The sequence below is a fragment of the Streptomyces sp. NBC_01261 genome (genome assembly GCF_036226385.1).
Classification (GTDB): Bacteria; Actinomycetota; Actinomycetes; order Streptomycetales; family Streptomycetaceae; genus Streptomyces.
On sequence record NZ_CP108463.1, the window covers coordinates 6,408,359 to 6,430,256 of the forward strand.

Consider the following 21,898-nt stretch of genomic DNA (forward strand, 5'->3'; position numbering starts at 1 on the left):
CCGGACCCGCCCCGGCGTCGTACGCTCCGTCCCAAGCGCACCCCCACATGAGTAAGGCGGCCCGAAAGACATGGTCAGCACCGAGTACGAGCGACGGATCGCCGCCCGGTTCGCCACCTTCGACCAGGACGGCAACGGCTTCATCGACCGGGAGGACTTCAGCTCGGCGGCCAAGGCGCTGCTCGCGGAGTTCGGTACGGCGGCCCGCTCCGACAAGGGCCAGGCCCTGTACATCGGCGCGGAGGCGTTCTGGCAGGGCATGGCCGGCATCGCCGACCGGGACGGCGACCAGCGCGTCAGCCGCGAGGAGTTCGTCAACGGCGCCGTCAAGCGGCTGCGCGACAACCCGGAGCGCTTCGCCGAGATCGGCCGCCCCTTCCTGCACGCGGCCCTCGACGTCGCGGACCCGGACGGCGACGGCTCGGCCACCATCGCGGACACCGTGCGCGTCCTCAAGGCCCTCGGCGTACCGGACGACATCGCCGCCATGGCGGCCGACGCCCTCGACACGGACAGCGACGGCAAGGTGGGCGAGGCGGAGATCATCTCCTCCTTCTCCCGCTACTTCACCGTCCCCGAATAGCGCTCCCGCAGCTTGTACTTGAGCACTTTCCGCAAGGCGTCGTTGCGTGGAAGGGCGTCCACGATCTCCAGCTGCTCCGGCAGCTTGTGCACGGACAGCCCTTCCGCGCGCAGATAGTCCGTGACGGCGGCAAGCGTCAACTCCCCGGCCCCCGGCGGCTGTTCGACCACCGCGCACACCCGCTCCCCGCGCTCCGCGTCCGGCAGCCCGACGACGGCCACGTCCCCGACGCCCGGATGCGCGGCCAGCAGATCCTCGATCTCCTTCGCCGAGATGTTCTCCCCCTTGCGGATGATCACGTCCTTCAGCCGCCCGGTGAGAATCAGATGCCCGGTCGAGGTGACTTCCCCCAGATCCCCGGTACGCAGAAAACCGTCCGCGTCGAACGCCTCCGCGGTCTGCGCCGGGTCCAAGTACCCCTGACACACGGCCTCCCCGCGCAACCGCACCTCCCCGCCCGCCGCGATCCGTATCTCCATCCCCTCCGGCGGGCGCCCCTCGGTCGTCGCCAGATTTTCCACGGTGTCGTCGGGCGCCCCCATCGTGATCATCGGCACCTCGGTCATGCCGTAGCCGTGGGTGAGCTGGACCCCCATCTCCCGGACGACGGAGTGGTAGACCTCCGGCGGCTTGGGAGCGCCGCCGCCCGCGAGCAGCCGTAGCGAGGGAATCACCTTCTGGCCGGGTTGCTTGCGCTGTTCGGCAAGGAACATGGAATAGAAGGCGGTTGACCCGCCGGCCACCGTCACCCCGTGCTTGCGGTACCCCTCCAGCGCGTCCGGCAGCGCGAACTGCTCGAACATCACCGCCGGGAAGCCGTACAGCAGCAGCATCACCGTGTAGTCGGGCCCCGCTATGTGCGCGTACGGGAAGGCCATCGAGCCCACGTCGTCCGCCGTGAGACGCAGCGCGTGTGCCAGGCAGGAGCCGCCCGCGATCAGCGAACGGTCCGTGTGCAGCACGCCTTTGGGGTCGGAGGTGGTGCCGGAGGTCCAGTAGATCCAGCGGACCGAGGTGCCGTCGGCGGGCGGCGCGGGGAGCGACGCCGGGTCGCCGTCCGGGAGTTGAGCGCTGTCGTACGCCTCGAAGATGCCCTTCGCGCCGAGCCGCCGTGCCATCTCCCCGTAGTCGAAGCCGCGCCAGACGCCCGGCACCGCGAAGTACTCCGCCTTCGACTCCCGTAGCGCGAAACCGACTTCGCGGTCCCGGTAGAAGGGGATCACCGGCGTCTGTACGGCGCCCAGGCGGGCCAGCGCGAAGGAGAGCAGGGCCGTCTCGACGCGGGTGGGCAGCTGCCAGGCGACGACCGTGCCGGGGCGCACGCCCATGCCGTACAGGCCCGCCGCCACACGCTCCGACCGGTCGCGCAACTCGCCGAAGCTCAGGGCCCGGTCGTCCTGGAGGAGGACCGGGCGGTCGGGGGTCAAGTCGGCGCGGCGGGCGACCAGTTCCCACAGGGTTCGGGAGGAACTCAGGGAGTACGCCGTCTCGTTCATGGTCCCCTCCTTGGCTGACGACTCGTCAGGTGACATGCTATCTGACGGGTCATCAGATAAGTGCCGTCCCTGCGGAGGGGAACCCATGACCACCGAACTGCCCCGCATCATCAGCGTCGACGACCACGTGATCGAACCCGCGCACCTCTTCGAGACCTGGCTGCCGAAGAAGTACCGCGAGCGCGGCCCCCAGCCGCTCACCGCCGGAATCGGCGAACTCGCCTACGTGGCGGGCAAGTACCAGATCACGATGGACCCGGACGGCCCGCCCACCGACTGGTGGATCTACGAGGACCTCAAGTTCCCGTACAAGCGCAACATCGCCGCCGTCGGCTTCGACCGCGACGAGATGACCCTGGAGGGCATCACCCGCGAACAGATGCGCCCCGGCTGCTGGGACCCGGCCGAGCGGCTCAAGGACATGGACCTCAACCACGTCGAGGGCTCGCTCTGCTTCCCGACCTTCCCGCGCTTCTGCGGCCAGACCTTCGCCGAGGCCCACGACAAGGAGGTCGCGCTCGCCTGCGTCCGCGCCTACAACGACTGGATGGTCGAGGAGTGGTGCGGCGACAGCGGCGGCCGGCTCATCCCGCTGTGCCTGATCCCCTTGTGGGACGTCGAGTTGGCCGTGGCGGAGATCCGCCGCAACGCGGCCCGCGGCGTCCGCGCGATGACCTTCTCCGAGATCCCCACCTACCTCGGGCTGCCGTCCATCCACTCCGGCTACTGGGACCCGTTCTTCGCGGTCTGCCAGGAGACCGGGACGGTCGTCAACATGCACATCGGCAGCAGCTCCCAGATGCCCGCCGCCTCCCCGGACGCGCCCCCCGCCGTACAGGCCTCGCTCTCCTTCAACAACGCCATGGCCTCGATGATGGACTTCCTCTTCAGCGGCGTCCTGGTGAAGTTCCCGACCCTCAAACTCGCCTACTCCGAAGGGCAGATGGGCTGGATCCCGTACGCCCTGGAGCGCGCCGACGACGTGTGGGAGGAACACCGCGCATGGGGCGGGGTGCGCGACCTGATCCCCGAGCCGCCGTCGACGTACTACTACCGGCAGATGTTCTGCTGCTTCTTCCGCGACAAGCACGGGGTCGCGTCCCTGGACGTCGTAGGCCGGGACAACGCCACCTTCGAGACCGACTACCCGCACGTCGACTCGACCTTCCCGCACACCAAGGAGGTCGCCCTCGACCATGTGAAGGGCCTCGACGACGAGACGGTCTACAAGCTCATGCGGGGCAACGCGATCCGCATGCTCGGCCTGGACCTCGACCGGTAATGGACCTCTCGTACACGGCCGAGGAGGACGAGTTCCGGGCACGCCTGAGGGAGTGGCTGGGCAAGGTGCTCCCCACCTTGCCCTCGAAGCCGTCACCGGACGACTGGCCCGGCCGTCGCGCCTACGACCTCGGCTGGCAGCGGATGTTGTACGACGCCGGGTACGCCGACGTGCACTGGGGCGCGTCCCCGACCACCCGGCTGATCTTCCTGGAGGAGACGGAGAAGGCGGGCGCGCCCTACGTAGGGGCCAATTTCGTCGGGCTGCTGCACGCCGGGCCGACGATCGCCGCGGAGGGCACGGCCGAGCAGCGGGAGCGGTGGCTGCCGCCGGTGCTGCGCGGTGACGAGGTGTGGTGCCAGGGGTTCAGCGAACCGGACGCCGGGTCCGACCTCGCGGCGTTGCGCACGCGCGCGTGGCGGGACGGCGACGACTACGTAGTGAGCGGTTCCAAGATCTGGACCTCGCACGCGGAAGTCGCCGACTGGTGCGAGCTGTTGGTCCGGACGGACCCGTCGGCACCCAAGCATCGGGGGATCAGCTGGCTCGCGATGCCGATGGACGCGGCGGGGATCACCGTACGGCCGTTGCGGACGCTGGCCGGGTCCGCGGAGTTCGCCGAGGTGTTTCTCGACGAGGTGCGGGTGCCGGTCGGGAATCGGGTCGGGGACGAGAACGACGGGTGGCGCGTGACGATGGTGACGCTGTCGTTCGAGCGCGGTACGGCCTTTGTGGGAGAGGTCGTCGCCTGTCGGCGCGTGTTGGGTGAGCTGGCGGTGGAGGCGCGGCGGAACGGGCGTTGGGACGATCCGGCGCTCAGGCGTCAACTGGGGCGGTTGAACGCCGAGTTCCGGGCGTTGTGGCGGCTGACTCAGTGGAACGTGAGTGCGGCCGAGGCGAGTGGGGGAGTGCCGGGGGTCGGGGGGTCGGTCTTCAAGCTGCGGTATTCGCATGCGCGGCAGGAGCTGTACGACGTCGCGGCCGACGTTCTTGGGCCGGACTCCCTTGACCTGGAACGGCCTTGGGTGCTGGACCGGCTGTCCTCGCTGTCGTACACGATCGCGGCCGGTACGTCGCAGATTCAGCAGAACATCGTGGCTGAGCGGATTTTGGGGTTGCCGAAGGGGCGGTGAGCGGTGCGGTTTCAACTGACCGGTGAGCAGAAGGCGTTGCGGGCTGCTGTGCGGGATGTGGTCGGTCGTTCGTCGGCCGCGGGTGCGTGGGGGCTGGTCGCGCCCCGCGGCGGAGCCGCTGATGTACACAGCCCCGCGCCCCTTGTGGACCGGGGTTTCTGGCGGGCTCTTGGAGAGCTGGGGGTGTTCTCGCTTCGGTTGCCGGAAGTGGACGGGGGAGCCGGACTCGGGTTGCCGGAAGCCGTGTTGGTGTTTGAGGAGCTTGGGTGGGCGTTGGTGACCGGGCCGTTGGTGGCCACCCATCTCGCGGCGGGGGTCGTGCCGGGGGCGGCTGCGGGGGAGGTGGTCGTGGCGGCCGTGGACGATGGGTTTGTGGAGTGGTTGGACGCGGCTGACGTGGTGCTCGGGGATGCCTCGGGGGCCGTGGCGCTGCGATCGGTGGATCCGTTGACGCCGTTGCATCGGGTGCCGGCTCCGGGGCGTACCGAGCCTGTCGCCGTTCTTCTCACCGCCGCCGAGCAGCTCGGGACGGCCGCGCGGGTGTGCGGGCTCGCGGTGCAACACGCCCGGACGCGTGAGCAGTTCGGGCAGCCGATCGGGGGGTTTCAGGCCGTCAAGCATTTGTGCGCGCAGTCGTTGGTGCGGGTGGAGGTGGCGCGGGCCGCCGTTTACGCGGCGGCTGTGACCGGGGACGTGGTGGACATCGCGGCGGCTCGGCTGCTCGCCGACGAAGCGGCTGTGCGGGGGGCGCGGGACTGTCTGCAGGTGCATGGCGGGATGGGCTTCACCTGGGAGTCCGAGGTTCATCTGCACCTGAAACGGGCGTGGGTGCGCGCTCGGCGTGGTGGTGGGAACACGGAGAGTGAGGAACTGCTCGCGGCGGATCTGCTGGCCCGCGCGGCCTAGCGGGGCGACTGCCTGCGAGGACCGGGACGGCCCCGACAACGGTGTCGCGGATCGTGGCACGGCGGAAATCACGCAGCGTTGATATCGGGTTGTGTCCTATGCGTGACTCGTCACGGCCTGGAGTCGTCTGTGGGCTCCGGTACCTTGTGTGGGATGCGAGTGGTTCAAGGTACGAGCCATGCCGGTGTTGCCTGTGAGGCGGCTCCGGATCGGGCGATGCGCACCCCCGCTCGTACGGCAGAACAGGCATTCACCCCGGCCTGTTCGACTGCCCGCGGCGAGCGTCGCACAGTATCCCGCACTCGTACTCCTTCGCGCTGGAATATGCCCGAAGCGCTTGTTGGGGTGACTGAACGTCAATCATGCTGTCTCGCAAGGGATTCACGTTCCGTGACCCTTGTTCTGGCCGTTGTTCTGGTCATGCAGGAAATGGCTACGATCGTGGCCCTTGTGAGGCGCGAGGCCAAGTGTCCGCCGGTTCGGATGGTGTGAGCGGTGCAGGTGCTTCAAGTGCAGCTGGAGATCCGGCCCGACCCCGCTGAGGTGGGGCGAGCCCGGCGGTGGGCGCGCTCCCGGCTCGCGGGGTCCGGGATAGAGGCCGACGAACCGCTCGCGGAGACGCTGATCCTGCTCGTCTCCGAGCTGGTCACCAACGCCGTGGTGCACACCGGCTGTCCGGCCGTGCTGAGACTCTCCCTCCCGGACGTGGCGACCGAGTCGGCCACCGTACGGCTGGAGGTGGCCGACACCAGCTGCAAGGCGCCCGTGCCGCGCTGCGCGGACGGCGACGAGACCGGTGGCCGCGGCCTGGCCCTGGTGGACGGCCTCGCCGACCGCTGGGGCTGGAGCGCCGAGGGCACCGGCAAGCGCATCTGGTGCGAGATCGACCGGGGCAGCGAACCCCGGGAGGCCACGTGCGGGGGCGCTGTCGCGGCGTACGAGGGCTTCGAGTTCGAGGGCTTCGCGTACGAGGCCGTGTAGGTGCTGACTGCAAGTGCCGGGCGGAGATGCGCCGGGCCGTGCTTCCGTGCGCGCCCTGCGATAAATGGTGCTTACGGAACAAATGCCCGGCTGGGCGTTGACGCGACGTGACCATGTGGTCACGCTTGTGGGCAGCGATTCGCCGCGAGGGGACGGCGAGGGCTTCGGTGACGGGAGCCCTCGGCGAGTGTGGGTCGCGTTCGGCGTGGGTCCCCTCGGGGCCGGGGATCAGGGCGGGGCGCCGGAGTCGGATGGCGGCACGCGGTGCCGTGCTCGGGGCGGGCAGCAGCGCGCCGCCATCCGACCGTAAGTCCGGCCCTCGTCAAAACCGGACTGCCCTAGAGGATGGCGATCGGAGCCACCGGGGTTCCCGTCGCGCCCACGAAAGGTTCGGGCATCGCCGACAGGAGGAACGCGTAGCGGTTCTCTTGTCCACAGGCTGTGGACAACTCTTCGAGATTCCAGTTCTGGCCCTGCAACATGCCCATCTCGACCAGATCGAGAGCGTGCACCGGCAGCCACAAGTCGGCTTTTTCCGGCGGAAATATCTCAAAGGTGAGGGTGTCGTTGGCGACCGCCGCGACATCCCGCGCGTGGAACCACTCCGGCGTACGGACCGACAGCCCGGGTGACGGATAGCCGTACCCGTGCTTGTCACCGGCCAGATACACCTGCACCTGCCCGGTCCGTACGAGCACGATGTCGCCCGCGCGGACCCGCGTGCCGGCGAACTCCTCGGCGGCTTCCAGGTCTTCCGGGGTGACGGCGTGCCCGCCCTCCAGTCGATCGACCCCACGCGCGCGTGCCACGTCGAGCAGGACCCCGCGCGAGACGATGTGCCGGGCCTTGTCGATGCCGCTGAACTCGGCGCCGCCGTGCGGGGTCACGGTGCCGGCCGGGCGGCCGTTGTAGAGCTTCCCGGAGTGCGAGACGTGGGTCAGCGCGTCCCAGTGGGTGCCGGCCTGCAGCCCCATCGTCACGGTGTCGTCGCTGCACGCGACCGTTCCCGGGCCGAAGAGTTCCTGGTTGATCTGCACCATCGCGTGCAACGGGTTGATCCGGCCGGGGATCAACCCCGTCTGGACTCCGTCCTGTTGGAGGGGCAGCGCGAGGGGGATGCGGCGGCCGGTGCGGATCTCGGCGGCGGCTGCTCGGACCACCTCGTCGGTGATCAGGTTCAGCGTGCCGATCTCGTCGTCCGCCCCCCAACGGCCCCAGTTGTTCACGCGCTTGGCGATGTCGTGGAACTCCGGACCAAGTGACGGCGGTGACGTCTGCGGTGACATCGGGGCCTCCCCGGGGCTTGTCCTCAGGTATCTGACGGGTCGTAGAATCTGAGTCGAATCTAACGGACCGTCAGAAACCGCGGGAGGGGCCGGACATGGGGAACTTCTTGGCTGGCAAGGTCATCGCCGTGACGGGAGCGGGGCGGGGGATCGGGCGGGCCGTCGCGCTGGGGGCCGCCGCCGAGGGGGCGCGGGTCGTCGTCAACGACTACGGGGTCTCGATGGACGGGGCGTCGCCCACGAGCGAGATCGCCGAGGGGGTTGTCAAGGAGATCCTGGCGGCGGGTGGGGAGGCCGTTGCCGTTGCCGACGACATCTCGACGATGGCTGGGGGGCAGCGGGTTGTCGATGTCGCGGTGTCTTCGTTCGGGCGGATCGACGGGGTGGTGTGCGTCGCCGGGATTCTTCGGGAGCGGATGCTTTTCAATATGTCCGAGGAGGAGTGGGATCCCGTTCTCGCCACTCATCTGAAGGGGACGTTCACTGTGTTTCGGGCGGCTTCGGCCGTGATGCGGAAGCAGCGGGCCGGGACCTTGATCGGGTTCACCAGCGGGAATCATCAAGGGTCGGTTTCGCAGGCCAATTACAGTGCGGCCAAGGGTGGGATCATTTCGCTGGTGCGGAGCGCTGCGCTGGGCCTGAACAAGTACGGGGTCACCGCCAACGCGGTGGCGCCCGTTGCTCGTACGCGGATGTCCGCGAATGTTCCCATGGAGTTGGCGGAGATCGGGTCGCCGGAGGACGTTGCGGCGCTGGTTGTTTATCTGTTGTCGGACTCGGCTCGGGAGCAGGGGATTACCGGGCAGGTCTATACCGTCGCTGGGCCGAAGATCGCTGTTTGGGCGCAGCCGCGCGAGCTGAGGGCGGCGTATGCCTCCGGCGGGTGGACGGCCGAGAAGATCGCTGAGTTTCTGCCGGGGTCTGTTGGGGTGGATCCGATGCCGATGCTTTCTCGGTTGCAGGAGATGGAGCGGGCTGCGCGGGATGGGAGTCGACCTAACGCCTAGTGGGGTGGGCGGTTCGGTTGTTGGGCGGGTGCGGGCCTGTTGTGGCTGGTCGCGCCGTTCCCCGCGCCCCTTGAGTAGCTGACCTGAACGGTGTTCTTAGGGAGCCCCCTGTGGAATTTGGATTCGCTGCCGAAGATGAAGTGTTTCGGGCTGAGGCCCGGGCCTGGCTTCTTGCGCATGCTGAGGCAGGTCAGGATCGGCGTGCGTGGGAACGGGCGCTTGGCAAGAGCGGGTGGATCGGGCTGGGTTGGCCCGAGTCCGGCTACGGGAATCGCAGTGCCACCCTCACTCAACAGGTTGCGTGGGCCGAGGAGTATGCGCGGTCGGATGCGCCGCCTCGGTCCGGGCATATCGGGGAGAACCTGCTGGCTCCCACGCTCATCGCGCATGGGAGCGACGAGCAGAAGTCCCGTTTCCTGCCTGCTGTCGCTGCGGGCGACGAACTCTGGTGCCAGGGGTACAGCGAGCCCGGGGCCGGGTCCGATCTCGCCGGGGTGCGGACCGCTGCCGTGCGGGATGCGGGGGACGGGTCCTATCGGGTCACCGGGCAGAAGATTTGGACCTCGCTCGCCCATGAGGCCGACTGGTGTTTTGTGCTGGCTCGGACCGAGGTGGGGTCTCGGCGGCATCGGGGGTTGAGTTTTCTGCTGGTGTCGATGGATCAGCCGGGGTGTGTCGAGGTGCGGCCCATACGGCAGTTGACCGGGACCAGTGAGTTCAACGAGGTGTTTTTTGACGGGGCACGCGTGCGTCCCGAGCATGTGGTCGGGGGCGAGGGGGAGGGGTGGCAGGTCGCCATGAGCCTGCTCGGGTTCGAGCGGGGGGTGTCGACCCTGGCCCAACAGATCGGGTTCGCACGGGAGTTGGGGCGGGTCGTCGAGGCCGCCGTTGCCTCGGGGGCCGTTGGTGATCCCGTCGTACGCGATCGACTCGTGCGGCAGTGGGCCGAGTTGAAGGCCATGCGGTGGAACGCCCTGCGGACCCTCGGCCGGGTCGGCGATGCGGGCGCGCCCAGTGTGGCCAAGCTGTTGTGGGGCGGGTGGCATCAGCGGCTCGGGGAGCTGGCGATGCAGGTGCGGGGGGCCGCGGCGGCGGTCGGGCCGGTGGACTGGACGCCGTCGCTGTCGTACGAACTCGACCTGTTCCAGCACCAGTTCCTCTTTTCGCGGGCCGACACGATCTACGGCGGCTCGGACCAGGTTCAGCGCACGATCATCGCCGAGCGGGTGCTCGGTCTGCCCAGGGAACCCAAGGGGGTCGTCTGATGCGCGGTGTGGTCTTCGACGGCAAGCAGATCCAGGTCGTGGACGATCTGGAGGTCCGGGAACCGGGGCCCGGGGAGGTGCTGGTCGCGATCTCGGCGGCCGGGTTGTGCCACAGCGATCTGTCTGTGGTGGACGGGACCATACCTTTTCCCGTTCCCGTGGTGTTGGGGCATGAGGGTGCGGGGGTCGTGGAGGCCGTGGGTGCGGGCGTCACCCATGTCGGGCCCGGGGATCATGTGGCTCTTTCCACGCTCGCCAACTGCGGTACCTGCGCCGAGTGCGACCGGGGGCGGCCGACCATGTGCCGGCAGGCCATCGGGCGGCCGGGGAAGCCGTTCACGCGGGGCGGGCAGCCGGTGTACCAGTTCGCTTCCAACTCCGCCTTCGCCGAGCGGACCGTGGTCAAGGCCGTGCAGGCCGTGCGGATCCCGAAGGACATTCCGATGCCGTCCGCCGCGCTCATCGGGTGCGGGGTGTTGACCGGGGTCGGTGCTGTGCTCAATCGGGCGCGGGTCGGTCTCGGGGACAGTGTCGTCGTGATCGGGACGGGTGGCATTGGGCTCAATGTTCTTCAAGGGGCGCGGATCGCGGGGGCGTTGACGATCGTCGCGGTGGACGCGAATCCCGGGAAGGAGGGGGTGGCTCGGCAGTTCGGGGCCACTCACTTCCTGACGTCGGCTGAGGGTGTGCGGGAGATCCTGCCGAACGGGGCCGACCACGCCTTTGAGTGCGTGGGACGGGTGGAGTTGATTCGGCAGGCGGTGGATCTGCTGGACCGGCACGGGCAGGCGGTGTTGCTCGGGGTGCCGTCGGCTACCGCCGAGGCGTCCTTCCTCGTCTCGTCCATGTACTTGGACAAGTCGATTCTCGGGTGCCGGTACGGGTCGTCGCGACCGCAGCGGGACATCGCGCTGTATGCCCAGCTGTATCGCGAAGGGCGTTTGCTGCTCGACGAGTTGGTGACCGAGACGTATCCCGTCGAGGACTTCGAGAAGGCGGCGGGGGACGCGGAGGCGGGGCGGGTGGCGCGGGGGGTGCTGACGTTCTGACGGCGGCGTAGGGCGTGCTTGACGGTTGCATGGCTGGAGTTATCCACAGGCGTGGGAAATTCGTGGGGCGTTGTCGGCCCCGACCCGTAGCGTTTTGGCATGACTTACCGCGATGTGGTCTCCCGACAGGTCCTGACCTGGGCCTGCACCGCCATCGGTGCCCGGATGCCGGATGCCGGTGGCCATGGCGCCGCCGGCCCTGGTCAACGTGCCGTAGCGACCGGTCAGTTGAGTGCGTCGACCGTGCCGTAGCGCGCGGAGTCGGTGTTGACCCTTGCTGTTCCCGTCGTAGCCGTCGTCCCCGTTCGGAAGGTGCGGCGGTAGCCGGTGGGGGTGACTCCGAGGGCTGTTTGCAGGTGCTGGCGCATTGACTGGGCTGTGCCGAAGCCGGCGTCCGTGGCGACCTGGTCCATGGAGAGGTCGGTGGATTCGAGGAGGTGGCGGGCTCGTTCGACGCGTTGTTGGGTGAGCCACTGGCCGGGGCTGATGCCGACCTCCTCGCGGAAGCGGCGGGTGAAGGTGCGGACCGACATCGCCTCCTGCTCGGCCATGTCCCGGAGCTGGAGGGGCTCGTGGAGGCGGGCCAGGGCCCAGGTGCGGGCGGCGGTCGTGGTCGCCACCTGCGGGTCGGGGACCGGGCGGTGGATGTACTGCGCCTGGCCGCCGTCGCGATGGGGCGGTACGACCGTGCGGCGGGCGACGTCGTTGGCGACCGCGGTGCCGTGGTCGCGGCGGACCATGTGCAGGCACAGGTCGATGCCGGCGGCGACACCGGCGGAGGTGAGGACGTCGCCGTCGTCGATGAACAGGACGTCCGCGTCGACCTCGATCTGCGGGAACAGTTCCTGGAAGCGCTCGGCGTCGGCCCAGTGCGTGGTGGCGGGGCGGCCGTCGAGGAGACCGGCGGCGGCGAGGACGTAGACGCCGGTGCAGATGGAGGCGAGGCGGGTGCCGGGGCGGATGTGGGCGAGGGCGGCGGCGAGTTCGGGGGTGAGGACGCCCTCCTCGAAGACCGGGCCGAGTTCGTACGACGCCGGGACGATCACGGTGTCGGCGGTGGCGAGGGCCTCCGGGCCGTTCGGGACGTGGATGGCGAAGTCGGCGTCGGTGTCGACCGGGCCGGGCGGGCGGACCGAGCAGGTGACGACCTCGTACAGCAGCCGTCCCTCGGTGTCCCTGGGGCGGCCGAAGATGCGGTGCGGGATGCCCAGCTCGAAGGGGAGGAGGCCGTCGAGGGCGAGGACGACGACGCGGTGGGGGCGGAAGGCGGTACCGGCGGTGGCCATGGCTCGATTGTATGGCCCGATTCTAGCGAATGCTGTCCTTCGGGCCAGTGGCTCGGGAGGGGTGGGATGCCGGAAGCTCATTGACGTGACGCAGACAACCGATGCCGCGACCGGCCCCGGCGCCGCCGAGGAGCCCGGCCCCGCGCAGGGCCCCACGCCCCGTAGCCGTATCCGCCCGCGGCGGAGCCGCATGATGTCGGTGCATCGTGCCTGGTTCGTCGCCGCCGTCACGTTCGTGACGATCATCGGGGCCGCGGCGTTCCGGTCGCTGCCCGGGCTGCTGATCGATCCGCTGCACCAGGAGTTCGGGTGGTCGCGCGGCACGATCGGGGCGGCGGCGTCCATCAACCTCGCGTTGTACGGGCTGACGGCCCCCTTCGCGGCGGCACTGATGGACCGCTTCGGTATCAGGAGGGTTGTCGCGGTCGCGCTGACCGTAATCGCGCTCGGCTCCGGCCTGACGGTGTGGATGACGGCGCCGTGGCAACTGCTGCTGTGCTGGGGCCTGTTGGTGGGGCTGGGCAGCGGTTCGATGGCGCTCGCCTTCGCGGCGACGGTCACCAACCGCTGGTTCACCGCGCGCAAGGGCCTGGTCACCGGCATCCTGACGGCGGCCTCGGCGTCGGGGCAGCTGATCTTCCTGCCGCTGCTGTCCTGGATAATCGAGGAGCACAGTTGGCGCCCGGCGGCGGTGACGGTGTCCCTCGCGGCACTGGCCGTCGTCCCCTTCGTGTGGCTGCTGCTGCGGGACCACCCGGCGGACGTGGGGGTGAAGCCGTACGGGGCGACCGAGTTCGTGCCGAAGCCGGAACCGGTGACGGGGGCGGCCCGCCGTACGATCGCGGTCCTCCTCAAGGCGGTGCGCACGGGCCCGTTCTGGCTGCTGGCCGGCACCTTCGCGATCTGCGGCGCCTCCACGAACGGCCTGATCCAGACCCACTTCGTGCCCGCCGCCCACGACCACGGAATGCCCATCACGGCGGCTGCCTCGCTGCTCGCGGTGATCGGCGTCTTCGACGTGGTCGGCACGATCGCCTCCGGCTGGTTCACCGACCGCTTCGAACCCCGCCGCCTGCTCGCCGTCTACTACGCCCTGCGCGGCATCTCCCTCCTCTTCCTCCCCATGCTGCTCGCCCCCACGGTCCACCCGCCCATGCTCTTCTTCATCGTCTTCTACGGCCTCGACTGGGTCGCCACGGTTCCCCCGACCCTCGCCCTGTGCCGCGAGCAGTACGGCGAGGACAGCGCGATCGTCTTCGGCTGGGTCCTCGCCTCCCACCAGATCGGCGCGGCGCTCGTCGCCTTCCTCGGCGGGGTCGCCCGGGACGCGTTCGGGTCGTACGACATGGTCTGGTACGTGTCCGGGGCGCTGTGCGCGGTGGCGGCGTTGATGGCGCTGGTGATCCGGCGGCGGCCGGTAGCGCGGATGGGCGCGGTCGCGGTGGCGTGACGGCTGACGGCTACGGGGCGGAGGTGATGTTCCCCTTCGCGTCCACGGTGTGGGTCTGCCAGTACGTGTCCCACTTGTCGTCGACGTGCTGCGGCATCTTCCCCTTCGGGTACCGCGCGTAGCCGCTCGGCGGGGTGTCGCCGTTCTTCACGCAGGCGCCGCCCGCGGTGCTGCCCACGGCCAGGACCGGGTACTCGCCCCCGCCGCACATGGCGTCCGCCGTGGAGAACGAGCAGGCGGACAGCAGCCCGGCGGCGGATATCAGGACGGACGTGAGAACGGACGTGAGAACGGCGACTCGCGTGCGCTTGCTCATGGTGGAGGTCCCCCGGTCAGATGCTCGAATCGGTCTGAGAGCAAGGCTGCCGGAGATGGAGCGGACCTTCATGAGTACGCGGGCTCAGCATCGGAGCGCGGGTTACTCAGGACCACTCGGAGGAACCGCCGTCCGCACGGGCGCGCTGCCGCGTCCGTGACCCCGGCCGCCGAGTTCGGCGTCGAACGTCTCCTGGGCGACGCGCATGGCCTCGGCGTACGCGGGTTGCCGCAGCCGCTCCCACATCTGGTCCTCGGGGACGTCCTCGACATGGGCGACCACCCACCAGATGTTGCCGAAGGGGTCCTTGATCCGGCCGCCGCGCTGCCCGAAGGCGTGGTTCGCCAGGGGCGTGAGGACCTGACCGCCGGCGTCGAGGGCGCGGGCGAACGCCTGGTCCGCGTCGGGCACGAACACGCGGAGCAGGCTCGGCATGACGGGCCAGTCCGGGCTGCGGTCGAAGGCCAGCACGACGGTGTCGCCGACCCGGATCTCACCGTGCCCGATCGCGCCGCCCTCGGTCACCACCCGCCCGAGTTCCTCCCCGCCGAACGCCGCGGCGACGAAGTCGAGAAAGGCCCCCGTGTCGTCGGTGACGACCCAGGGGGCGACGGTGGTGTAGCCCTCCGGGGCGGAGTCGCTCTGCTGGGGCATGGTCGCGGGTCCCTTCGTCGCTGCCGGGTTTCGGGCGCGACGATAGGGGCGGGGTAGGACAGGCCCTGTCCTGGTGACGGCCAGATGTCCTGGTGACGGTCAGAGGAAGCGCCCCTTGTGGAACAACAGGGGCACCCCTTCCCCCTCGTCGGTCCCCAGCCCGTCCACCCGTCCCACCACGATCAGATGGTCGCCCCCGGTGTGCACCGCGTGGATCGTGCAGTCGACCCAGGCCGCCGCGTCGGTGAGGCGGGGGGAGCCGGAGATCGGGGAGGCGTCGTAGGGGACGTCCGCGAACTTGTCCGTGCCGCTCACCGCGAAGCCGCGGCACAACTCGCCCTGGTGGGCGGCGAGTACGTTGACGCAGAAGACGCCGGCGCGGGCGATGCGGGGCCAGGTCGTCGACGTACGGCCGACCATGAAGACGACGAGCGGCGGATCGAGGGAGAGGGCGGAGAAGGACTGGCAGGCGAAGCCGGCGGGGCCGGGTTCGCCGGTGGCCGCGGGGGCGGTGATCACCGTCACGCCGGTCGCGAACGTGCCCAGGACGCGCCGGAACTCACCCGGGGCGACCGGTGCCCGCTCGTCGTCCGTGACACACCGAAGCTCCGGCCGCGGCAGCGCCTCGACAGGCTGCGCGGCCGGAGCGCTCCCGGACGACCTGAGGTACCGGACGGCGGCCGCTGCCGCTCCTGCGTGTCCCATCACATCACCCATTGAAGCTGACGGATCATCAGATAGGAAGGGGTACGGTCGCGCCGGCATCCGGAGCGGAGGGTTCACTCAAGTCGCCGGTCCTTCGTCTGTCCTCAGGGGAAAATCACAGGTTACGGGGCAGAACATGGGGGTTACGTCGCCCCACGGACCCCTCCGGGTCACCCTCCGCACGCCAACCCTCAGCAGAGTTACGGAACGACCGCCACCGGTACATCACCGCCGGCAGCCGTGACCTGAGGAGCACCCACACGATGAACCGTCTCACCGCCCGCGGCGGAGCCGTGGCCACCGTCGCCGGCCTCGCCCTGACGCTCGCCGCCGCCCTGCCCGCGCAGGCCGCCGACTCGACCGTGACCGAGTCCCAGTGGCTGACCGACGTCGCCGCCGTCACCGGCCCCGCGCAGACCTACATCGACTCCCGTGCCGCCGCCAACACCTCGGGCACCAAGCAGGCGATCGTCCTCGACATCGACAACACCTCGCTGGAGACCTACTTCGAGGGCGGCATCACCGTCCCCGCCACCCCGCCGGTCCTCGCCCTCGCCCAGGACGCGCACGCCAAGGGCATCAGCGTGTTCTTCGTCAGCGCCCGCAGCAACCTCTTCAACGCGGTCACCAAGTCCAACCTGAAGACGGTCGGTTACACGGTCGACGGCCTCTACGCCCGCACGGTCGCCCAGCTCCTGACCGAGTCCATCGCCGACTTCAAGACCTCCCAGCGCAAGGCGATCGAGGCGAACGGCTACGACATCATCGCCAACATCGGCAACAACACGACCGACCTCTCGGGCGGCTACGCCGACACGACGTACAAACTCCCCGACTACGACGGCCTGTTGGACTGATCCGCACAACGGCCCCGGGCCCGCGCGGAGTTCAGCGAACCAGCTTCATGATGATGTCGTCGAAGTCGGGGAACTCCCGCGTGGCCCGGTCGATCACGACAGCCGCTGTCGCGCGACGGTCGGGCGCGAACTGTTCGGCGATGGCGGCCAGTTCACGGTTGGGACGCGGGACCCAGTCGGGCTCGGGATCGTCCGCGACGGATGCCTCCAGCGGGCCGAAGCCGTCGGCCAGCAACCACAGGAACGCGCCCAGGTCGCCGGCGACGACGCCGGTCGCTCCCTCGGAGCCGAGGAAGACGACCGGCTGCTCGGCCGGCGCCCGGCCCGGGCGGACGATCCAGAACGCGGCGTTCCCGCCGGTGCCGTCCTGGCCGAACACCCGGAACGCATCGCCGTCCAGCTCGCCGTTGCCGGTCCACGCACGCAGCCAGTCGGTCGTCCCGTCGGCACTCAGGAAAGCGTCGTAGGGCTCGAAGTCGACACCGTCCTCGCCGATCCATGCGAGCCGGACCGCCATGGCGGCGGCGAGCGGGGCGGGGAACCGGCGGTCGTCGTTCGGCGTCACGCGAACAGACCAGCGGCGCGACCGTGACCGCGAACGAGCCCCACGACCGCCCCCCGACCACCCACTCCACGGCCGGTCCGCTCTCGTGACCGAGTGCCCGCGGAGCGTGTCAGAAGTGCGTGCCGATTCCGAAGACGCGTCGCAGTTGCGCCATGTCGTGCCGGTCGCGTTCCGTCGGCTCGTATCCCCGGTGGAAATGGACCTGTTGCTCGGCGGACAGGCTCGGGACCGGCGTTCCCCTGATCGTGCCTGTCACGAAGCACGAGGAGGGGTAGGTGAAGGGGCGTTCCGGTTCGGGTGAGGCCTGGGTCGCTGAACCGTCGGCGGTGAAGCGCAGGGGGTGGAGGTCGATCTCGCGCCCGTCCGGGGCCGTCACGACGAAGCGGATCGGCCGCCGGTCCAGGCTCTCGGCGAAGCCCTCGGCGGAGAGCGCCGCCAGCACCGCGTCCTCCTGGTCCCGGCGGTGCATCAGGTCCAGGTCGCGATGGTCCCGGGTCTGTTCGCCGATCAGGGCGTCGATGCCCCAGCCGCCGCCGATCCAGACGTCCGCCTCCGCGCGGCGCAGCAGCTCCACGATGAACAACACCTCGTCGGCACCCATCACTTGAGGCACGTCAGAAGTGACCGCCCGGGACACGCGAACCGTTTCGCGAGGTGAAGCCCGACGCTCACCGTCCCCGGTACTCGGGGCTCCGCCGCTCCACGAAACTCGCCACCCCCTCCCGTGCGTCCTCCGTCGTCATGTTGATCTCCTGTGCCGCCGCCTCCGCCGCGAACGCGGTCGTACGGTCGCTGTCCAGGGACGCGTTGACGAGCTGCTTGGTGAGGGCGAGGGCTCGGGTCGGGCCGGTGGCGAGACGTTCCGCCCAGTCGCGGGCCGTCTTCTCCAACTCCTCATCCGGTACGACCCTGTTGACCAGGCCGAGCCGTTCCGCGTCCGCCGCGCTCACCGTGTCGCCGAAGAACATCAGCTCCTTCGCGCGCTGCGGGCCGATCAGGCGCGGCAGCAGATACGCGCCGCCGCCGTCCGGGACCAGCCCCCGCCGTACGAACACCTCGATGAACTTCGCCGATTCCGCGGCCAGTACGAGGTCGCAGGCCAGGGCCAGCTGGGCGCCCAGGCCGGCCGCCGTGCCGTTCACCGCCGCGATCACCGGTTTCTCGCAGTCCAGGACGGCGGCGATCAGGCGTTGCGCGCCCTGGCGGATCGTGCGGGCCACGTCTCCGGCGATCCGTTCCCCGGACGAGCCGCCGCCCCGCAGGTCCGCGCCCGCGCAGAAACCGCGCCCGGTGCCGGTGAGGACCACCGCCCGTACCGAGGGGTCAGCCGATGCCTCTCCCAACAGGGTTATCAGGCGGTCCCGTTGGGCCGGGGTGATCGCGTTCAGGGCCTCGGGGCGGTTGAGGGTGAGGTACGCGACGCCGCCCGCCGTCGCGTGCGTGACCTCAGCCGTCGGATCGCTCATCGGCACACCGCCAACGCGTCCAACGCCACCGCGCCCTGCCCCCTGGGCAGCACCATCAGCGGGTTGATGTCCAACTCCGCCAGCACATCGCCCAGTTCGAGGGCCATGCGCTGCACGCGCAGGATCACCTCCACCAGGGCGTCGAGGTCGGCCGGGGGGCGTCCCCGTACCCCGTCCAGCAACGGCCGCCCGCGCAACTCGCCGAGCATGTCCCGCGCCGCCTCCTCGCCGAACGGCGGCACCCGTACCGCGACGTCCCGCAGGACCTCCACGAGCACCCCGCCCAGCCCCACCGTCACCGTCGGGCCGAACAACTCGTCCTGGGTGACGCCCACGACCATCTCGACGCCCCGTTCGACCATCTGGCAGACGAGGACACCGTCGAGGGTCACGCCCTCGTAGCGCGCGATGTCCGTCAACTCGCGGTACGCGTCCCGGACCTGGCTCGCCGAGGTCAGGCCCACCTTCACCAGGCCCAGTTCCGTCTTGTGCGCGATCTGCGCGCCGGACGCCTTCATCACCACCGGGTAGCCCACCAGCCCGGCCGCTCGTACGGCCGCTGCCGCGCTGGTCACCAACTGCTCGCGGGGGACCCGGATTCCGTAGGCCCGCAGGAGTTGTTTCGCCGCGTGTTCGCTCAGCTGCTGGCCGGGGCGCATCAGGGCCTCGGCCTTGCGGAAGGAGGGGGAGACGGTGCGGGGGGCCTCGTCGAAGGGGGAGCGGTAGGCGTGGACGAAGCGGTGGTGGGAGAAGTAGGCGTGGAGGGCCGTGATGCAGTTGCCCACCGTGCGGAAGGTCGCCACTCGGGACGAGCCCAACAACCGCTCCCGGTAGGCCGGTTCGGTGCCCACCGGTGAGCCCCACACCACGCACACCAGCTTGTCCGTCTGCTCGGCCGCCGCCACCAGGTCCTCCACCAGCTTGTCGCTCAGCGGAGGGAACGGGCCCGTGATGGGGCAGACCAGCACCCCTACCTCCGGGTCGTCCAGGATCGCGTCGATGATCTTCCGGCCGCGCCAATCACCCACCGGGTGACCGCCGTTGTCGACCGGGTTCGCCACGCTCAGGTACGGCGGTATCCACTCGTGGAGTTCGGACTGTTTCGCCTCCGACAGCCGCGGCAGTCGCAGTCCCGCCTCGCTCGCCAGGTCGGCGAAGTGGGCGCCCGTGCCGCCGGAGATCGAGTACACGACCACCCCCTCGGCCACCGGAGCCTTCGCCCGGGCCAACAGGGCTGCCGTGTCCTGGAGTTCGTCCAGGCCGTCGACGCGGATCACGCCGTACTGGCGCATCGCCGCGTCCACCACCGTGTCCGCGCCGGTGAGTTTGCCGGTGTGGGAGGCGGCCGTCCGGGCGCCGGTCTCGGTGCGGCCGACCTTCACCGCGACCACCGGGACCTTGCGGCGGGCGGCGCGGTCGGCGGCCAGGAGGAAGGAACGGCCGTCCTTGAGACCCTCCACGTAGCAGGCTATGGCGCCGACTTCGGGGCGCTCGGCGAAGTAGGAGATGAAGTCGGACGTCTCCAGGTCGGCCTCGTTGCCGGTGGGGGCCCAGTGGGAGAGGCGGATGCCGAGTTCCTGGAGGGCGAAGACCGGGCGGCCCTGGTGACCGGACTGGGTGATGAGGGCTATCGCGGGTCCTTCCAGGTCCTCGCGGAAGTTCTCGAAGGCGTTGAGGTTGGTGTTCGGGCCGAGGAGGCGGAGCCCGGATCGGCCCACGGCGGCGGCCAGTTGGGCCTGTGCCAGCGCGCCCGCCTCGCCCGTCTCCGCGAAGCCGGACGCGAAGGCGACCGCGAACTTCACCTTGGCCTCGGCGAGTTGCTCGATCACGGGGAGCGGGTCGGCCACCAACACCACGGCCAGGTCGACCTGTTCGGGGAGGTCGGCGATGGCGGGGAAGCAGGGGACGTCGAAGACCGTGGCGCGGGTGGGGTGCACCGGGTGCAGACGGGCCCCCACCCGCCCCGCCCAGGCCATGAGTTGGCGGGTGATGCCGGTGTTCGGCCGGCCCTCCGCGTCCGATGCGCCGATCACGGCGACCGACTCGGGGCGGAAGAAACGGTCCAGGTCGGGTACGCCCGCGTACAACGGCCGCCCGCTGACGTCGAGATCGTCGACGTCGGCGGGCCTGCCGTGGACGGCGGGGCCGGGTTGCTCACCGCAGGCGATGACCCGGGCCCGGCGGGAGTCGGTGGTGAGGGTGCCGTGGGTTGATCCAAGCATCGGTCCGCCCCGCTCCTGTGTGACAGTCGTGACAGTCATGCCAGCGCAATTACCTGACGCAGTGTCAGATTAACGAACTGACAGTCCGTCAGGAACTGTCGTGCACGCAAAGAACGGACGGACCCCGGGTCAGGACGCGGCCGGAGCTCCCTTGGAGGCCGCCTTCGAGGCCTTCTTCGAGAGCCTCCTGGTCTCCTTGGCGACCGCCTTCGCGATCTTCTCCGCGTCGATGGCCAGCTCGCGGAGCATGCCGCTGATGGGGTTGGTGAACCCGGTGAAGTACAGGCCGGGCGCGTCCTTCGGGGTGCGGGCCCCGTTCACGACCGGCTTGCCGCGGGCATCCAACACGCCCAGATGGCCGACCAGTTGCTCCAGGGAGCGGACGTAACCCGTGGCCGCGATCACCGCATCCGGACCGATGCGGTCGCCGCCGGCGAGGACCACCTTGCCGTCCTCGAAGCTCTCCACGGCCGGCACGATCTCGACCCGCCCCTTGCGCACGGCGTCGATCAGTCCGACGTCCTGCACCGGGATCGACCCCTCCTTGACCCGGCTGTACAGCCCGGTCTCGGGGCGCGGCAGTCCCTGCGCCGACAGGTCCGGCACGCTGACCTTGGACACCGGCCCCGCGAGCCGGTCGACCAGGCCGACCGGCAGCCGTCGTACGAGAACGCCTGTGTACTGGGCCGCCCAGCCCGCGGTCGAGCGGCGCAGGATGTGCGGAGCCGTGCGGACGGAGAGCCGGACGCGGGACGCGCCCCCCCTCCACCAGGTCCACGGCGATCTCCGCGCCCGTGTTGCCGATGCCGACGACCAGGACGTCCTGGCCGGCGTAGGGCTGGGCGGCGCGGTAATCGGCGGCGTGCAGGAGGTCGCCGGTGTAGGTGTCACGGCCGGGCCAGTCGGGGACACGGGGGGTGTGGTTCGTGCCGGTGGCGACGACGACCGCGCTGCCGGTGAGCTCACGGCCGCCGGTGGCGTGCAGCAGCCAGCCGCTGCCGTCGGCCGAGCGTTCGACGCGGGAGACCTCGACGCCGGTGACGATCTCCAGCTCGTGGACCTCGGCGTACTTCTCCAGATAGCGCACCACGTCGTCCCGCGAGACCCAGCGGCCGAACCGGCGCGGGATGGTGAGCCCGGGCAGGCTCGACAGCCGCCGGGTGGTGTGCAGGTGCAGGCGGTCGTAGTGCCTGCGCCAGGACGCCCCGACCCGGTCCGACTTCTCCAGTACGACGGCACGGATGCCCTGCGCGCGCAGCGCGTACGCGGCGGCGAGACCGCCGGGGCCGCCGCCGATGACGTACACGGGACGGTCTGCGTGGTTCTGCGCCGCGGGGGTCGGGGACGCTGTGGAGTCGGCCATGAGCGCGAGCGTAATCACGTCCCACG

At 70.0% G+C, this 21,898-nt stretch carries 20 protein-coding genes and 1 pseudogene; 10 read left to right on the plus strand and 11 right to left on the minus strand.

Annotation, left to right across the window (positions count from 1 at the left end; genetic code table 11):
* The first annotated feature begins 70 nt into the window (after positions 1–70).
* Positions 71–583: an EF-hand domain-containing protein gene (locus OG226_RS28555; RefSeq protein WP_328682393.1), complete on the plus strand. Its 513-nt coding sequence runs from the start codon at positions 71–73 to the stop codon at positions 581–583.
* Here the strand turns inward: OG226_RS28555 and OG226_RS28560 are convergent.
* Positions 562–2,079, minus strand: a complete 1,518-nt coding sequence (locus OG226_RS28560; RefSeq protein WP_329350444.1) for a class I adenylate-forming enzyme family protein — start codon at positions 2,077–2,079, stop codon at positions 562–564. The genes OG226_RS28555 and OG226_RS28560 overlap by 22 nt on opposite strands.
* Before the next feature lie 85 nt (positions 2,080–2,164).
* On the opposite strand from OG226_RS28560, the gene OG226_RS28565 reads away from it, so the two are divergent.
* From OG226_RS28565 to OG226_RS28580, 4 genes are all read left to right on the plus strand, one after another.
* Positions 2,165–3,361 carry an amidohydrolase family protein gene (locus OG226_RS28565; RefSeq protein ID WP_329350445.1) on the plus strand — a complete coding sequence of 399 codons (1,197 nt, stop codon included), beginning with the start codon at positions 2,165–2,167 and terminating at the stop codon, positions 3,359–3,361.
* Positions 3,361–4,494 carry an acyl-CoA dehydrogenase family protein gene (locus OG226_RS28570; protein ID WP_329350446.1) on the plus strand — a complete coding sequence of 378 codons (1,134 nt, stop codon included), beginning with the start codon at positions 3,361–3,363 and terminating at the stop codon, positions 4,492–4,494. The genes OG226_RS28565 and OG226_RS28570 overlap by 1 nt, the downstream gene beginning before the upstream one ends.
* A gap of 3 nt (positions 4,495–4,497) precedes the next feature.
* Positions 4,498–5,400, plus strand: a complete 903-nt coding sequence (locus OG226_RS28575; protein WP_329350447.1) for an acyl-CoA dehydrogenase — start codon at positions 4,498–4,500, stop codon at positions 5,398–5,400.
* A gap of 510 nt (positions 5,401–5,910) precedes the next feature.
* Positions 5,911–6,381, plus strand: a complete 471-nt coding sequence (locus OG226_RS28580) for an ATP-binding protein (RefSeq protein ID WP_328686454.1) — start codon at positions 5,911–5,913, stop codon at positions 6,379–6,381.
* Positions 6,382–6,719: 338 nt separating this feature from the next.
* Here OG226_RS28580 and OG226_RS28585 read toward each other — a convergent pair whose 3' ends face one another.
* Entirely contained in the window at positions 6,720–7,667 is a 948-nt protein-coding gene (locus OG226_RS28585) for a cyclase family protein (RefSeq protein WP_328682404.1), read from the minus strand.
* 95 nt (positions 7,668–7,762) lie between these two features.
* Between OG226_RS28585 and OG226_RS28590 the strand changes: the two genes are divergently transcribed.
* The 3 genes from OG226_RS28590 to OG226_RS28600 all read left to right on the plus strand — a co-directional run bounded on the left by OG226_RS28590 (position 7,763) and on the right by OG226_RS28600 (position 10,988).
* Positions 7,763–8,674, plus strand: coding sequence for an SDR family oxidoreductase (locus OG226_RS28590; RefSeq protein ID WP_329350448.1), 912 nt, complete (start codon positions 7,763–7,765; stop codon positions 8,672–8,674).
* A gap of 110 nt (positions 8,675–8,784) precedes the next feature.
* Entirely contained in the window at positions 8,785–9,939 is a 1,155-nt protein-coding gene (locus OG226_RS28595; RefSeq protein WP_329350449.1) for an acyl-CoA dehydrogenase family protein, read from the plus strand.
* Positions 9,939–10,988, plus strand: coding sequence for a Zn-dependent alcohol dehydrogenase (locus OG226_RS28600; protein WP_329350450.1), 1,050 nt, complete (start codon positions 9,939–9,941; stop codon positions 10,986–10,988). The genes OG226_RS28595 and OG226_RS28600 overlap by 1 nt, the downstream gene beginning before the upstream one ends.
* 224 nt (positions 10,989–11,212) lie before the next feature.
* On the opposite strand, the gene OG226_RS28605 is transcribed toward OG226_RS28600, so the two are convergent.
* Entirely contained in the window at positions 11,213–12,274 is a 1,062-nt protein-coding gene (locus tag OG226_RS28605) for a GlxA family transcriptional regulator (protein ID WP_329350451.1), read from the minus strand.
* A gap of 85 nt (positions 12,275–12,359) precedes the next feature.
* Here OG226_RS28605 and OG226_RS28610 point away from each other — a divergent pair, with 85 nt between their 5' ends.
* On the plus strand, positions 12,360–13,724 hold the full coding sequence (locus tag OG226_RS28610) for an MFS transporter (protein ID WP_443044803.1): 1,365 nt from the start codon (positions 12,360–12,362) through the stop codon (positions 13,722–13,724).
* A gap of 10 nt (positions 13,725–13,734) precedes the next feature.
* Here the strand turns inward: OG226_RS28610 and OG226_RS28615 are convergent, their stop codons facing one another.
* The 3 genes from OG226_RS28615 to OG226_RS28625 all read right to left on the minus strand — a co-directional run bounded on the left by OG226_RS28615 (position 13,735) and on the right by OG226_RS28625 (position 15,399).
* Positions 13,735–14,040, minus strand: coding sequence for an SCO0607 family lipoprotein (locus OG226_RS28615; protein WP_328682413.1), 306 nt, complete (start codon positions 14,038–14,040; stop codon positions 13,735–13,737).
* 102 nt (positions 14,041–14,142) lie between these two features.
* Positions 14,143–14,694: a VOC family protein gene (locus OG226_RS28620; protein ID WP_329350452.1), complete on the minus strand. Its 552-nt coding sequence runs from the start codon at positions 14,692–14,694 to the stop codon at positions 14,143–14,145.
* Positions 14,695–14,793: 99 nt separating this feature from the next.
* Positions 14,794–15,399, minus strand: coding sequence for a flavin reductase family protein (locus OG226_RS28625; RefSeq protein ID WP_329350453.1), 606 nt, complete (start codon positions 15,397–15,399; stop codon positions 14,794–14,796).
* A gap of 263 nt (positions 15,400–15,662) precedes the next feature.
* Between OG226_RS28625 and OG226_RS28630 the strand changes: the two genes are divergently transcribed.
* Positions 15,663–16,256: an HAD family acid phosphatase gene (locus tag OG226_RS28630; RefSeq protein ID WP_329350454.1), complete on the plus strand. Its 594-nt coding sequence runs from the start codon at positions 15,663–15,665 to the stop codon at positions 16,254–16,256.
* A 31-nt stretch (positions 16,257–16,287) separates the two neighbouring features.
* On the opposite strand, the gene OG226_RS28635 is transcribed toward OG226_RS28630, so the two are convergent.
* The 5 genes and pseudogenes from OG226_RS28635 to OG226_RS28655 all read right to left on the minus strand — a co-directional run bounded on the left by OG226_RS28635 (position 16,288) and on the right by OG226_RS28655 (position 21,872).
* Positions 16,288–16,821: an SMI1/KNR4 family protein gene (locus OG226_RS28635; RefSeq protein ID WP_328682420.1), complete on the minus strand. Its 534-nt coding sequence runs from the start codon at positions 16,819–16,821 to the stop codon at positions 16,288–16,290.
* 109 nt (positions 16,822–16,930) lie between these two features.
* Entirely contained in the window at positions 16,931–17,422 is a 492-nt protein-coding gene (locus tag OG226_RS28640) for a nucleotidyltransferase domain-containing protein (RefSeq protein WP_328686456.1), read from the minus strand.
* Between the two features lie 67 nt (positions 17,423–17,489).
* Positions 17,490–18,287 (minus strand): enoyl-CoA hydratase/isomerase family protein, encoded by a 798-nt coding sequence (locus OG226_RS28645; RefSeq protein WP_329350455.1) that lies wholly within the window; start codon positions 18,285–18,287, stop codon positions 17,490–17,492.
* The gene (locus tag OG226_RS28650) at positions 18,284–20,509 is read right to left on the minus strand and encodes an acetate--CoA ligase family protein (protein ID WP_328682424.1); all 2,226 of its coding nucleotides are present in this window, start codon (positions 20,507–20,509) and stop codon (positions 18,284–18,286) included. Before OG226_RS28650 ends, OG226_RS28645 begins: the two co-directional genes overlap by 4 nt.
* Positions 20,510–20,638: 129 nt before the next feature.
* Positions 20,639–21,872, minus strand: a pseudogene (locus tag OG226_RS28655) (flavin-containing monooxygenase).
* Between the last annotated feature and the right edge of the window lie 26 nt (positions 21,873–21,898).

What these genes read in the sequence shown, in the direction of transcription:
- OG226_RS28555 (WP_328682393.1), top strand. Translation starts at nt 71, where the DNA reads ATGGTCAGCACCGAGTACGAGCGACGGATCGCCGCCCGGTTCGCCACC.
- OG226_RS28560 (WP_329350444.1), bottom strand. Translation starts at nt 2,079, where the DNA reads ATGAACGAGACGGCGTACTCCCTGAGTTCCTCCCGAACCCTGTGGGAA.
- OG226_RS28565 (WP_329350445.1), top strand. Translation starts at nt 2,165, where the DNA reads ATGACCACCGAACTGCCCCGCATCATCAGCGTCGACGACCACGTGATC.
- OG226_RS28570 (WP_329350446.1), top strand. Translation starts at nt 3,361, where the DNA reads ATGGACCTCTCGTACACGGCCGAGGAGGACGAGTTCCGGGCACGCCTG.
- OG226_RS28585 (WP_328682404.1), bottom strand. Translation starts at nt 7,667, where the DNA reads ATGTCACCGCAGACGTCACCGCCGTCACTTGGTCCGGAGTTCCACGAC.
- OG226_RS28590 (WP_329350448.1), top strand. Translation starts at nt 7,763, where the DNA reads ATGGGGAACTTCTTGGCTGGCAAGGTCATCGCCGTGACGGGAGCGGGG.
- OG226_RS28600 (WP_329350450.1), top strand. Translation starts at nt 9,939, where the DNA reads ATGCGCGGTGTGGTCTTCGACGGCAAGCAGATCCAGGTCGTGGACGAT.
- OG226_RS28605 (WP_329350451.1), bottom strand. Translation starts at nt 12,274, where the DNA reads ATGGCCACCGCCGGTACCGCCTTCCGCCCCCACCGCGTCGTCGTCCTC.
- OG226_RS28615 (WP_328682413.1), bottom strand. Translation starts at nt 14,040, where the DNA reads ATGAGCAAGCGCACGCGAGTCGCCGTTCTCACGTCCGTTCTCACGTCC.
- OG226_RS28620 (WP_329350452.1), bottom strand. Translation starts at nt 14,694, where the DNA reads ATGCCCCAGCAGAGCGACTCCGCCCCGGAGGGCTACACCACCGTCGCC.
- OG226_RS28625 (WP_329350453.1), bottom strand. Translation starts at nt 15,399, where the DNA reads ATGGGACACGCAGGAGCGGCAGCGGCCGCCGTCCGGTACCTCAGGTCG.
- OG226_RS28630 (WP_329350454.1), top strand. Translation starts at nt 15,663, where the DNA reads ATGAACCGTCTCACCGCCCGCGGCGGAGCCGTGGCCACCGTCGCCGGC.
- OG226_RS28640 (WP_328686456.1), bottom strand. Translation starts at nt 17,422, where the DNA reads ATGGGTGCCGACGAGGTGTTGTTCATCGTGGAGCTGCTGCGCCGCGCG.
- OG226_RS28645 (WP_329350455.1), bottom strand. Translation starts at nt 18,287, where the DNA reads ATGAGCGATCCGACGGCTGAGGTCACGCACGCGACGGCGGGCGGCGTC.
- OG226_RS28650 (WP_328682424.1), bottom strand. Translation starts at nt 20,509, where the DNA reads ATGCTTGGATCAACCCACGGCACCCTCACCACCGACTCCCGCCGGGCC.